The sequence below is a fragment of the Micromonospora sp. RL09-050-HVF-A genome (genome assembly GCF_019374995.1).
Classification (GTDB): domain Bacteria; phylum Actinomycetota; class Actinomycetes; order Mycobacteriales; family Micromonosporaceae; genus Micromonospora; species Micromonospora antibiotica.
This window is the reverse complement of record NZ_JAGKQP010000002.1, coordinates 1,575,199-1,587,939: the sequence shown is the minus strand read 5'-3', so window position 1 is coordinate 1,587,939 and position 12,741 is coordinate 1,575,199. Positions and strand designations below refer to the sequence as shown.

8 protein-coding genes are annotated in these 12,741 nt (G+C 69.5%); 7 read left to right on the top strand and 1 reads right to left on the bottom strand.

Going from position 1 to position 12,741, the window contains the following annotated elements:
* Positions 1-144 precede the first annotated feature (144 nt).
* From J7462_RS07235 to J7462_RS07205, 7 genes are all read left to right on the top strand, one after another.
* Positions 145-963 (top strand): carbohydrate ABC transporter permease, encoded by an 819-nt coding sequence (locus J7462_RS07235; RefSeq protein WP_255597623.1) that lies wholly within the window; start codon positions 145-147, stop codon positions 961-963.
* Positions 960-1,784 carry a carbohydrate ABC transporter permease gene (locus tag J7462_RS07230; protein WP_219462904.1) on the top strand — a complete coding sequence of 275 codons (825 nt, stop codon included), beginning with the start codon at positions 960-962 and terminating at the stop codon, positions 1,782-1,784. The genes J7462_RS07235 and J7462_RS07230 overlap by 4 nt, the downstream gene beginning before the upstream one ends.
* A 2-nt stretch (positions 1,785-1,786) precedes the next feature.
* Complete coding sequence (locus tag J7462_RS07225) at positions 1,787-2,941, top strand: serine hydrolase domain-containing protein (protein WP_219462901.1); 1,155 nt, start codon at positions 1,787-1,789, stop codon at positions 2,939-2,941.
* Positions 2,942-3,604: 663 nt separating this feature from the next.
* Complete coding sequence (gene chvE, locus J7462_RS07220; protein WP_219462899.1) at positions 3,605-4,747, top strand: multiple monosaccharide ABC transporter substrate-binding protein; 1,143 nt, start codon at positions 3,605-3,607, stop codon at positions 4,745-4,747.
* 86 nt (positions 4,748-4,833) lie between these two features.
* The gene (gene mmsA, locus J7462_RS07215) at positions 4,834-6,372 is read left to right on the top strand and encodes a multiple monosaccharide ABC transporter ATP-binding protein (RefSeq protein WP_208566753.1); all 1,539 of its coding nucleotides are present in this window, start codon (positions 4,834-4,836) and stop codon (positions 6,370-6,372) included.
* Positions 6,369-7,619, top strand: a complete 1,251-nt coding sequence (gene mmsB / locus J7462_RS07210) for a multiple monosaccharide ABC transporter permease (protein ID WP_219462898.1) — start codon at positions 6,369-6,371, stop codon at positions 7,617-7,619. Before mmsA ends, mmsB begins: the two co-directional genes overlap by 4 nt.
* A 346-nt stretch (positions 7,620-7,965) precedes the next feature.
* Positions 7,966-10,071 (top strand): family 43 glycosylhydrolase, encoded by a 2,106-nt coding sequence (locus J7462_RS07205; protein WP_219462895.1) that lies wholly within the window; start codon positions 7,966-7,968, stop codon positions 10,069-10,071.
* A gap of 273 nt (positions 10,072-10,344) precedes the next feature.
* Here the strand turns inward: J7462_RS07205 and J7462_RS07200 are convergent, their stop codons facing one another.
* Positions 10,345-12,684, bottom strand: coding sequence for a beta-L-arabinofuranosidase domain-containing protein (locus J7462_RS07200; protein WP_219462893.1), 2,340 nt, complete (start codon positions 12,682-12,684; stop codon positions 10,345-10,347).
* Between the last annotated feature and the right edge of the window lie 57 nt (positions 12,685-12,741).

Below are 12,741 nucleotides of genomic sequence, written 5' to 3'. Positions count from 1 at the left end.
TGCCTTCGGCAGCGCACCGGTCGGGCGGGGTGACCCGGTGTCCACACCGGCTCGTCCCACCCGTCCCTCCGCCGCGCGGGCCCCCGGAAACGGTGGGCCCGCGCGGGCGGGACGGGCTGGCTCTTCGTCCTGCCCGCAGTCGTGATGTACGCCGCCTTCGTCCTTCGTCCACTCGTGCTGACCATCCAGTACTCGTTCTACAACTGGAACGGCATCGGGGTGGCCCGCTGGGCGGGACTGGACAACTACCTGACCGTGTTCACCGACAGCGACCTGCTGAAGATCATCGGCAACGCGCTCGTCCTGATCGTCTTCTTCAGCTTCGTCCCGGTCGCGCTCGGCCTGCTGGTGGCCAGCCTGGTCCGCCGCATCACCACCGGCGCGTTCGGCACCGTGGTGCGTACGGTGCTGTTCCTGCCCCAGGTCATCCCCCTGGTGGCGGCGGGTATCGCGTGGAGCTGGCTGCTGTCGTCCAACGGCCTGATCAACCAGCTGCTGCGCGCGGTCGGCCTGGGCGGGGTGGCCCGCGCCTGGCTCGGTGACTTCGACACCGCGCTGCCCGCCGTCGGCGTCATCGGCGCCTGGGTGCTGCTCGGCCTCTGCACGATCCTGCTGGTGACCGGGATGAGCAAGATCGATCCCGCGTTGTACGAGGCGGCCCGCCTCGACGGCGCCGGCCCGATCCGGGAGTTCTTCGCCGTCACTTTGCCCAGCCTGCGCCAGGAGATCGGGGTCTGCCTGACGGTGACCATCATCGCCGCCCTGGCCAGCTTCGACATCGTCTACATCTCGACCAGTGGCGGTCCCGGCCTGCAGACCACCGTGCCGGGCCTGGAGATCTACCGGCTGGCCTTCTCGCAGCGCCAGGTCGGTCTCGCCTCCGCGTTGGCCGTCGTGCTGATGCTGCTGGTGCTGCTCTGCGTGCTGCCGATCCAGCGACTGACCCGGGGGGACAAGTCATGAACCTGAGCCGGCGCGAGAACCTGACCGGCCGGATCTTCCTGCTCGTCCTGGTCGTGGTTACCCTGCTGCCGTTCGTCAGCATGCTCTCCGCGGCGTTGCAGCCCCGGGGCACCGTGCCCAGCGGCCTGGCCTGGCCGTCGGACCCGCAGTGGGGCAACTTCGCCGACGCGTTCACGGTGGCGAACATGGGTGCGCTGCTGCGCTCCAGCCTGCTCATCGTGGCCGGCGTCGTGCCGGTCTCGGTGCTGATCGCCACCATGGCCGGTTTCGGGCTGGGCCAGCTGCGGGTCCCCGGTGGCCGGATCGTGTTCGGTCTGCTGCTACTCGGGCTGACCCTGCCGTTCGAGGCGGTGGTCACCCCGCTCTACTACCAGATGCAGGACCTCGGCCTGCTCAACACCCGGTGGGCGATCATCCTGCCGTTGATCGGGCTCTACATGCCGTTCGCGGTCTTCTGGATGCGGGCGCACTTCAGCAACGTGCCGGTCGAGTTGTCCGAGGCGGCCCGGGTCGACGGCAGCAGCACCTGGCAGCTGTTCTGGCGGGTCCAGGTGCCGCTCGCCCGGCCGGCCATCGCGTCGCTGACCATCCTGATGTTCCTCTGGACGTGGAACCAGTTCCTGCTGGCCATCGTCCTGGTCGACGATCCGGCCAAGCGGACGATGGCGGGTGCGCTCGGGGCGTTCCAGGGGCAGTGGGGCACCGACCTGGTGCTGCTGTGCGCCGGCTCGCTGCTGATCCTCACCCCGACCCTGATCGTCTTCCTGATCTTCCAGCGTCAGTTCATCAAGGCCCTGATCCAGGGCTCACTGAAGGGATAGCAGTGGCCACGCAGCCGCAGATCCACGGCCACGCCGACGAACGCTACGGGCGGGTGGCAGACGTCTTCCGCACCAACTTCACCGACCGGGGGGAGGTCGGCGCGGCGGTCACCGTCTACGTCGGCGGTCGCCAGGTCGTCGACCTGTACGGCGGGACCGCCGACCCCCGTACCGGCCGGCCCTGGACGGCGCACACCCCGGTCGTCGTCTACTCCTGCACCAAGGGCATCCTGGCGGTCTGCGCCTACCTGCTGGTGCAGCAGGGCCGACTCGACCTTGACGCGCCGGTCACCCGCTACTGGCCCGAGTTCGGCCAGCACGGCAAGGCCGACATCCCGGTGCGCTGGCTGCTCACCCACCAGTCCGGCCTGCCCGCGCTCGACCGCCCGTTGACCCTCGACGAGGTGCTCGCGTGGGACCCGGTGATCGCGGCGATCGAGGCCCAGGCCCCACTGTGGCAGCCGGGCACGGCGCACAGCTACCACCCGATGACCTACGGCTGGCTGATCGGCGAGGTGATCCACCGGATCACCGGTCAGCTGCCCGGGGCGTACTTCCGCGACGCCCTGGCGGCACCGCTGGGCCTGCGGACCTGGCTCGGGTTGCCGGCGACCGAACGCGACACGGTCGCCTGGAACCTCGCCCCGCCGCCCGACCCGGAACCGTTCGTCGACCCGGTGGCCGACCGGGGGATCACCATGGGTGGCGCGTTCGCGTTCCCCGCCGACGACGCCGGCCTGGTCAGCTTCAACGACCCGGCCATCCAGGCCGCCGGCATCCCGGGCGCCGGCGCGGTGAGCACAGCCGACGGACTGGCCCGCCTCTACGCCGCGTGCGTGTCTCCGGTGGCGGGACCGCCCGTGCTCGACCCGGCGTCGATCGACGACGCGACGGTCGTGCGGTCCCGGGGCCAGCAGCGGCACGGCCCGCCGGACACCGGCCAACGCTGGGGCAGTGGCTTCCTGCTGCACTCGCCGCCGGCCCGGCCGTTGCTGTCCGAGCGCAGCTTCGGCCACGACGGTGCGGGCGGCAACCTCGGCTTCGGCGACGACGCCCACCAGGTCGGCTTCGGTTACGTGGTCAACCAGATGCAGGGCATGGGCGACGAACGCGCCAACCTGCTGACCGCCGCGCTGCGGTCCTGCCTGGACGACTGACCAAGCCAGGTAGGACACCCCCACACAACTCGCACCCCCGACCCGCGGACCCCCGGGACCCCCGGGACCCCCGGGACCCCCGGACCCCGGACTCCTTTGCGCCCCGGGCACCCCGACGATCGGGGCACCCGGGGCGCACGGCTGTCCCAGTCGCGACGGCCCGCCCACCGCCCACCACACTGCGCCCGTCGCCCGCCCCGCGCCCACCACCCGTCGCCCACCCCCGCGCCACCACCCGTCGCCCGTCCCCCTCCGGCCATCCACCCTCCGACCACCGGTCCTCCGGGGGATGCGTCGGTCGTGGTGGGGAGGGTGGGCGCTGAGTGCATTCAGCGGAGCGCCTGGCATTGATCGCCTGCTGTCGATGACGACCGCGTAACAGGTTGGAAACCCGGCGGGACGTCGGCGTCGGCGGGTCCGCCGTCCGGTCGCAGCCCGGGGGTGGTGGGCGGGCCGCCGTCGCCGTGTTCACCACGGAATCGACCCCGCGCCGGCCCGGCGGGCGGGACGCCGGTGGGTGGACAAGTCGGAGACGCCCGTTACGAGACCGTGACGTCCGGATTTCCGAGGGGGTGTTGACGGGGGCGATGTGAGCGCTAACACTACCCCGAAAGGTGACAGGTGGTCCCCGCAGTCGGCGGGAGTTCCGGAGAGGAGAAACCTGTGCGCAGGAAATTCCTGGTCGCGCTCGGCGGCGCGGCACTGGCGTTCAGCCTTGCCGCATGCAGCGGCGGGGGAGCGGGTAGCGGGGGCGACAGCAGCGACAAGAAGCCCGCCGATCTGACCATCGGCGTCTCCATGCCGACCCAGACCTCGGAGCGGTGGATCGCCGACGGCAAGGCGGTGAAGGAGAAGCTGGAGGCCAAGGGCTACAAGGTCGACCTCCAGTACGCCGGTGACGACATCCCCACCCAGTCCCAGCAGGTCGACCAGATGATCACGCAGGGCGCGGACGTCCTGATCATCGCGGCGATCGACGGCACCGCGCTCAGCGGCCAGCTGGACGCCGCCGCAGCGGCGAAGATCCCGGTCATCTCCTACGACCGGCTGCTGCTGGGCAACAAGAACGTCGACTTCTACGTCAGCTTCGACAACTACAAGGTCGGCGTCGCCCAGGCGACCGCTCTGCTGGTCGGCCTCGGCCTGCAGACCAAGGACGGTGGCAAGGGCACCGCCACCGGCCCGTTCAACGTCGAGCTGTTCGCCGGCTCGCTGGACGACAACAACACCCAGTACTTCTGGGGCGGGGCGATGGACACCCTCAAGCCGTTCATGGACAACGGCACGCTGAAGGTCAAGTCCGGCCAGACCCGCATCGAGCAGGCGGCGATCCTGCGCTGGCAGCAGGAGACCGCGCAGAAGCGGATGGAGGACCTGCTCACCTCCGGCTACAACGACGGCACCGTGGTCAACGGGGTGTTGTCGCCGTACGACGGGATCTCCCGGGGCATCATCACCGCCCTGCAGAACGCCGGCTACGGCAAGGGCGCCAAGAAGCTCCCCGTGGTGACCGGCCAGGACGCCGAGATCGCCTCGATCAAGCTGATCAACGACGGGGTGCAGAGCTCCACCGTCTTCAAGGACACCCGGCTGCTCGCCGAGCAGGCCGTCATCGCGGCGGAGGCGTTCCTGCAGGACAAGCAGCCGCAGGCCAACGACACCACGACCTACAACAACAAGATCAAGGTCGTCCCGGCGTACCTGCTGCCGATCGAGACCGTCTACAAGGACGACATCAAGAAGGTGCTCGTCGACTCCGGTTACTGGTCGGCCGAAGAGGTCGCCGCCGGTCAGGCCAAGAAGTAAGCCGGTCGTCGGGCGCGGCGGTGACCGACCGCCGCGCCCGACGCATCGCAAGCCCGCCTCAGGCTTCGACGATCAGGACGCTGACCATGGACGACACCATCCTCGAGATGCGACGCATCACGAAGACCTTCCCCGGGGTGACCGCGCTGGCGGACGTCTCCCTCGCGGTGCGCCGGGGGGAGATCCACGCCATCTGCGGCGAGAACGGCGCCGGCAAGTCCACCCTGATGAAGGTGCTCTCCGGGGTGCACCCGACCGGCTCGTACGACGGCGAGATCGTGCTGGACGGCAAGCCGATGAACTTCCGCGGCATCCGCGACAGCGAGTCCCACGGCGTCGTCATCATCCACCAGGAACTCGCCCTGGTGCCCTACCTCTCGATCGCCGAGAACATCTTCCTCGGCAACGAGCGGCGCGGTCCGGGCGGCCTGATCGACTGGAACCGGGCCAACGCCGAGGCCGCCGAACTGCTCGCCTCGGTGGGCCTGTACGAGAACCCGGTCACCCCGGTCATCCAGCTCGGCGTCGGCAAGCAGCAGCTGGTCGAGATCGCCAAGGCGCTGTCCAAGAAGGTCCGGCTGCTCATCCTGGACGAGCCGACCGCCGCGCTCAACGACATCGACTCGGCGCACCTGCTCGACCTGCTGCGCCGGCTGCGCGACCAGGGCATCACCAGCATCCTGATCTCGCACAAGCTCAACGAGGTCACCGCGATCGCCGACGCGACCACGGTCATCCGGGACGGACGCACCGTGGAGACCCTCTCCCTGGCCTCCGGGGAGGTCACCCAGGAGCGGATCATCCGCGGCATGGTCGGCCGGGACCTGGACAGCTTCTATCCCGACCGGGTCTCGTCGCCGGGGGAGGAGGTGCTGCGCATCGAGAACTGGAGCGTGCGGCACCCCACCCAGGACCGGCTCGTCGTCGACGACGCCAGCCTGGACGTCCGTGCCGGCGAGGTGGTCGGCATCGCCGGTCTGATGGGCGCCGGTCGTACCGAGTTGGCGATGAGCCTCTTCGGCCGGACGTACGGCCGGGACATCCGGGGTCGGCTGTTCGTGCGCGGCCGGGAGGTCCGGGCGCGCACCGTCGCGGAGGCCATCGAGCACGGCATCGCCTATGTCACCGAGGACCGCAAGCGCTTCGGCCTCAACCTCATCGACGACGTGCGGCACAACGTCTCCGCCGCCGCCCTGGGCCGGCTCGCCCGCCTCGGTTGGGTCAACGGCAACGAGGAGATCAAGGTCGCCGAGCAGAGCCGGCGGGACATGAACATCAAGACGACAAGCGTGATGGCCGTGGTGGGCAAGCTCTCCGGTGGCAACCAGCAGAAGGTCGTGCTGTCGAAGTGGCTGTTCACCAATCCGGACGTGCTGATCCTCGACGAGCCGACCCGGGGAATCGACGTCGGGGCGAAGTTCGAGATCTACACGATCGTCAACCGGCTCGTCGCCGAGGGTAAGGCGGTGATCCTGATCTCCTCGGAGCTGCCGGAGCTGCTCGGCATGTGCGACCGCATCTACACCCTCGCCGCCGGCCGGATCACCGGCCAGGTGCCGGTGGCCGAGGCGACCCAGGAGAACCTCATGGATCTGATGACGAAGGACAAGGAGCGCGTGGGATGACCAGCGTCAAGACCTCATCGCCGCCGTCCCCGCCGCCGGCCGACAAGAGTCCGGGCGTCGCCCTGCACGCCGGCACCAGCGACCTGCGTGCGCTGATCATGAACAACCTGCGGCAGAGTGGCATCTACGTCGCACTCGTCGTCATCGTCGGGTTCTTCGCCGTGCTCACCGACGGGGTGTCGCTGAGCCCCGGCAACATCACCAACATCGTCCTGCAGTACTCGTACATCCTGGTGCTGGCGATCGGCATGGTGATCATCATCATCGGCGGTCACATCGACCTGTCGGTGGGCTCGGTGGTCGCCCTCACCGGGGCGGTCTCCGCCGTGCTGGTCATCCGGGAGGGCTTCCCGTGGTGGGTCGGCATCCTGGCCGCGGTGGCGGTGGGCGTCGCGGTCGGCGCGTGGCACGGCTTCTGGGTGGCGTACGCCGGTATCCCGGCCTTCATCGTGACGCTCGCCGGCATGCTGCTGTTCCGCGGCCTGACCCTGCGGGTGCTGGACAACATCTCGCTCTCCCCGTTCCCTGCCGACTACCAGCAGGTCGCGGCCGGCTTCCTCAACGGGCTGCTCGGCGGGGACGGCTTCGACGCCTTCACCCTGCTGATCGGCGCCGTCGCGGTGGCCGGGTACGCGGTGAGCGGCTTCCGGACCCGGGTGGCCCGGGTCCGCTACCAGCAGCCGGTGGAGTCGTTCCCGCTGTTCGTCGCCCGGGTGGTGCTGGTGGGCGCGGTCATCATGTACTTCGCCTGGCAGTTGGCGCACGCCCGGGGCCTGCCGATCGTGCTGATCATCCTGGCCGCGCTGGTGCTGGTCTACGGCCTGCTCACCCGGCGTACCGTCTTCGGTCGACAGGTCTACGCGATCGGCGGCAACCTCTCGGCGGCGACCCTCTCCGGGGTCAAGGTGCGGACGGTCAACTTCTGGATGTTCGTCAACATGGGCTTCCTGGCGGCGGTTGCCGGGGTGATCTACTCCTCGCGCTCCAACGGCGCGCAGCCCGCCGCGGGCAACATGTTCGAGCTCGACGCGATCGCCGCCGCGTTCATCGGTGGCGCGGCGGTCACCGGTGGGGTCGGCACCGTGATGGGTGCCGTGGTCGGTGGTCTGATCATGGCGGTGATGAGCAACGGGATGCAGCTCATGGGCGTCGACCAGTCCATCCAGTCGGTGGTCAAGGGCCTGGTGCTGCTCGTCGCCGTGGCCTTCGACGTCTACAACAAGCGGCGTGCCGGCGCCTCCCGCTGACCGGTGACGCGGCACCCGCCCGCGTCGTACCCCTTCGCCCGGACGCCCCGGGCCGCGTCGGAACGGTCCGACGCGGCCCGGGGCGTTGGCATTTGCGCCCGTCGATCGTGTCAACGCTGTTTCAGCTTGACGAGCATCATGTTATCGCTCACAGTCTATGGATAGCTGAAGCCGTTCCCGCAGCGGCTGGTCGGCACCCCCGACCTGTCGCTGTACCGCGTCGTGCGCCATCGCGGACGCGCCGCCGAGGTGAACGTTGACATCGGCAGGCTTCGAACAATGCGACGACGGTGGCCCCGGGCCGGACCCAGGGCCCCCGTCGATCGACCGTTGGTGAGGGAGGGTCATGGTAGCCATGGGAGAGGTGCCGATCGCGGTCCGGCGACGGCGCGGCTGGTGGTCACGGGTCGTCGCCGCCCTGCTGACGCTGCTGGTCGGCGGTGGTCTCGTCGTGGTCCAGTCGACCGGCGCGGCGGCGGCGACGGTGGACACCACCGCCTGGTACGTGCTGGTCAACCGCAACAGCGGCAAGGCGCTGGACGTGTACAACTTCGCCACCAACGACGGCGCGCGGATCACCCAGTGGACCCGCGGCGACGGCACCAACCAGCAGTGGCAGTTCGTCGACTCCGGCGGCGGCTACTACCGGTTGAAGTCGCGGCTCTCGGGCAAGGTCCTCGACGTCTACAACCTCTCCACCGCCGACGGCGCGGCGATCGTGCAGTGGACCGACGGCAACGGCACCAACCAGCAGTTCCGGCTCGCCGACTCGGCCGACGGCTACGTCCGGCTGCTCAACCGCAACAGCGGCAAGGCGGTCGAGGTGCAGAACGCCTCCACCGCCGACGGCGGCAACATCGTCCAGTACTCCGACTGGGGTGGCACCAACCAGCAGTGGCAGCTCGTCCGCGTCGACGGCGGCAGCACCCCGACCACGCCGCCACCGACCACGCCACCGGCGAGCGGCTCGTTCACCAACCCGGTGGTGTGGCAGGACTTCGCCGACGTCGACATCATCCGGGTCGGCGACGCGTTCTACCTGTCCGCCTCGACCATGCACTACTCGCCGGGCGCCCCGATCCTGCGCTCCTACGACCTGGTCAACTGGGAGTTCGCCGGGCACTCGGTGCCCAAGCTCGACTTCGGCGCGAAGTATGACATGTCCGGCGGGCGGGCGTACGTCAACGGGATCTGGGCGTCGACGCTGAACTACCGCCCGAGCAACCGCACCTACTACTGGGCCGGCTGCATCGACTTCGCCAAGACCTACATCTACACCGCCGCCGCCGTCGACGGGGCCTGGAACCAGCACTCCACCATCAACAAGTGCTACTACGACGCCGGCATGCTGGTCGACGACAACGACACCATGTACGTCGCCTACGGCAACAGCCAGATCAGCGTCGCGCAGCTGTCCGCCGACGGCAAGAGCGAGGTCCGCAGCCAGCAGGTCTTCTCCACCCCGTCGAGCGTGGGCACCCTGGAGGGGGCCCGGTTCTACAAGCGCAACGGCAGCTACTACATCTGGCTCACCCGGCCGGCCAACGGCCAGTACGTGCTGAAGTCGTCGAGCCCGTTCGGCCCGTACGAGATGCGGCAGGTGCTGCTCAACATGCCCGGCCCGATCTCCGGCGGCGGCGTGCCGCACCAGGGCGGTCTGGTGCAGACCCCGGCCGGCCAGTGGTACTACATGTCCTTCGTGGACGCCTACCCCGGTGGGCGGGTGCCGGCACTGGCCCCGATCACCTGGACCGCCGACGGCTGGCCGCAGATCCAGACGGTCAACGGCGGCTGGGGCACGTCGTACCCGAACCCGCTGCCGACCCGACCGGTCAAGCCGTTGACCGGCACCGACACCTTCAGCGGCAGCACCCTCGGCCCGCAGTGGGAGTGGAACCACAACCCGGACAACACCAAGTGGTCGGTGAACAACGGCCTGCGCCTGCAGACCGCCACCGTCACCAACGACCTCTACAGCGCCCGGAACACGGTGACCCACCGGATCCAGGGGCCGACCTCCACCGCCACCGTCGAACTCGACTACTCGGCGCTGCGCGACGGCGACCGGACCGGGCTGGCGGTGCTGCGCAACTCGTCGGCCTGGATCGGCGTCCGCCGGGACAACGGCGCGACCCGGGTGTCGATGACCAACAACCTCACCATGGACGGCAGCTGGCGGACCACCAACACCGGTTCGGAGATCGCCTCCGCCCCGGTCAGCGGGGGACGCATCTGGCTACGGGCCACCGCCGACATCCGGCCCGGCTCCGGCCGGCAGGCCCGGTTCTCCTACAGCACCGACGGCACCAACTTCACCGCCCTGGGTAACGCGCTCACCCTCGACAGCAACTGGCAGTTCTTCATGGGCTACCGCTTCGCCATCTTCAACCACGCCACCCAGGCCCTCGGTGGCACCAGCACGATCCGCCAGTTCCAGCTGACCACCCCCTGACCCACCCGGTCGCGGCCGGCAGACGCCGGGGCCGCCCGTACCGTCGGACCGCCCAGCGGACCCGGTCGGCACGGGCGGCCCCGGCGGCCAGGCTCCGGTTCGTGCCGGCTCCGGGTTCGTGCCGGCTCCGGTTCGTGCCGGGCTCCGGTCCGTGCCGGGTTCAGGGGCAAACGGAATGGGGCTGCCCCGATCGGGGCAGCCCCATTCGTCAGGCCGCAGGTCCGCCGCCGTCTCGCCGGCGGTGGCGGACCTGCGGCCGGTCCAGGCCAACCGCTACTGGTTGGCGACGATCCGCCACCGGTTGTCCGCGCTGCCGTTGTCGGAGTCCTGTACGGCCTGGGCGCCCTGGGCGGTCGAGCCGTTGAGGATGCCGAGCAGCTTCCCGCTGTTGACGTTGCGGATCTTGTAGGTGCCGTCACCCTGGTTCAGCAGGACCCAGCGGTGGTCGGCGGTGCCGTTGTCCGCCCACTGCAGGACGCGGGCGTTGTCGGCGGTGGACATGTTCTCCACGCCGAGGACCTTGCCGCTGTTGACGTTGCGGAACCGGACGGCGTCGCCGTCGGTCACCACCACCCAGTTGTGGTCGGCGGTGCCGGTGTCACCCCACTGGAGGGCGAGCCCGCCGTCGGCGGTGGACATGTTCTGGATGCCGAGGACCAGGCCGCTGCCGACGTTGACGAGTCGCGAGCTGGCACCACCGGGGTTGCTGCCACCGCTGGTGTTCCAGTAGACCGTGTAGTTGAAGCCGTGGGCGTCGTAGAACGGTCCGAGGTTGACCGTGGAGCCGTTCGCGGTGGCGGTGAACGCCAGGGTGCTGGTGCTCGTCCGGGTCACCGACGAGGCGTTCAACGACGGCAGGGCGCTCAGGCCGGTGTTGCCGTAGTTGCCCGCCAGCACCGCCGGGCCGTACATGAGGGCCGCGACGTTGGCGTTGTCGTTGCTCGGCTGCACGACGACCTTCATCGGCAGCCGTACGGTGACGGTGTCGCCGGCCGCCCAGGTGCGGGTGACCGTGGCGTAGCTGCCGGGGTTGGTGGCGACGTTCTGCGTCTCGCCGTTGACGGCGATCGTCGCGCCGGTGGCCCAGGCCGGGATCCGCACCCGGATGCCCCACGAGCCGCTCATCGACCCGGAGAGGGTGAGCGTGCTGGTGTCGCTCGCCGGGTAGCTGGTGCTCTGGGTGACCGTGATCCCGCGCTGCGACCAGGTCAGCACCGACGGAACGAACAGGTTCACCGTCAGCGTGGTGTCGTTGTAGAAGTAGATCGAGTCCATCAGCTTGGTGTTGGCCTCGATGCCGGTGCCCTGGCAGCACCAGAACGAGTTGTAGTCGGTGCTGAAGGTGCCGCCGCCCCAGGCCGGCCCGACGCCCCGTCGGCCACCCGGCTTGAGCGGGGTGAAGTAGGTGACGTGGCCGTGCCCGTCGGCCGGGTTCTGCGCGCCGACGACATGGTTGAGCAGGGCACGCTCGTAGAAGTCGAAGTACGCGACCCGGTTCGGGTCGAGCAGCCACAGCTCCCGGGTCAGCTTGAGCATGTTGTGGGTGTTGCAGTGCTCGCAGGTGTCGTTGGTCAGGTACCCGGCGATCGCGTTCGGCGGCCGGAAGTGCTCGGCCTGGCTGTTGCCGCCGATGACGTAGGTGTGCGCGTTGACGGTCATGTTCCACGCGTTGCTGGCGATGTCCCGGTAGCGCGTGGTGCCGGTCGCCTTGAACTCCCGCGCCGCGCCGATCCACTTGGGCACCTGGGTGTTGGCGTGCTTGCCGTTGAGCTGGTCGGAGTTGCTGGCGAGCGGGTTGAACACGCCTGCGTGGTCGAACCGCTGGGCGACGGTCAGCCAACGCCCGTCGCCGGTGTGCTGGTAGATGTCGGTCAACGCCTCGTTCATGCCGCCGAACTCGGTCTCCAGCATCGACTGCATCTGGTTGTAGCTCAGCCGCGACGTGCGGGTGTCGACCCAGCCGGCCAGCGCCAGCAGCACCGAGCGGGCCTGCGTGTTGCCGATGTAGCGCCACACGTCGAGCAGCCCCATGAGGGTCTTGTGGATGCAGTAGTAGGGCACGTTGCCGTTGGACAGCGTCCGGGCCTCCAGGGCCGCGAAGTCGGACTCCGGGAAGCCGGACAGGTAGCCGGCGGTGAATCCGGCCGCGCCGTTGTTGGCCTGGCACTTCGCCAGCTCGGCCACCATGTAGTTCGCCTTGTCCCGGCAGGTGGTGTCGCCCAGCACCGCGTACGCCTGCGCCCAGGCGGTCAGGAAGTGCCCCTGCATGTGGGTGCGGAACGGGAACGACGGCGCGTCCCAGCCACCGTTGGAGGCGGCGTTGTTGGTGCCGAGGCGGTGGTTGGCCCGGAAGTTGCGGAGCATCCGGTCGACGTCGACGAACCGCAGGTAGCTCAGTGTCCGGTTCTGGTTGTCCAGCAGCCGGCCGGCGGTCAGCCGGACCTGCCCCAGCTCGAACGGGTACGCGGAGACACCGAGGTCCGATCGGGCCGGGGGGACCACCAGCGCCGCGGCGGCCGGCCCGGATCCGAGTAGGGTGCCACCCGCGGCGGAGACGAGCGCGGTGGCGCCGGCGGCCTGGAGAAGTTGGCGTCGGTTGAGGGACGGGGACATGGGAACCTCCAGTGGACCGGATCACGGGCTGGCGCCCGTCCGGGTGAGTAGTGGGTG

Bases quoted from the DNA above. Each gene is read 5' to 3' on its own strand.
- J7462_RS07235 (WP_255597623.1), top strand. From the start codon at position 145: ATGTACGCCGCCTTCGTCCTTCGTCCACTCGTGCTGACCATCCAGTAC.
- J7462_RS07230 (WP_219462904.1), top strand. From the start codon at position 960: ATGAACCTGAGCCGGCGCGAGAACCTGACCGGCCGGATCTTCCTGCTC.
- mmsA (WP_208566753.1), top strand. From the start codon at position 4,834: ATGGACGACACCATCCTCGAGATGCGACGCATCACGAAGACCTTCCCC.
- mmsB (WP_219462898.1), top strand. From the start codon at position 6,369: ATGACCAGCGTCAAGACCTCATCGCCGCCGTCCCCGCCGCCGGCCGAC.
- J7462_RS07205 (WP_219462895.1), top strand. From the start codon at position 7,966: ATGGTAGCCATGGGAGAGGTGCCGATCGCGGTCCGGCGACGGCGCGGC.
- J7462_RS07200 (WP_219462893.1), bottom strand. From the start codon at position 12,684: ATGTCCCCGTCCCTCAACCGACGCCAACTTCTCCAGGCCGCCGGCGCC.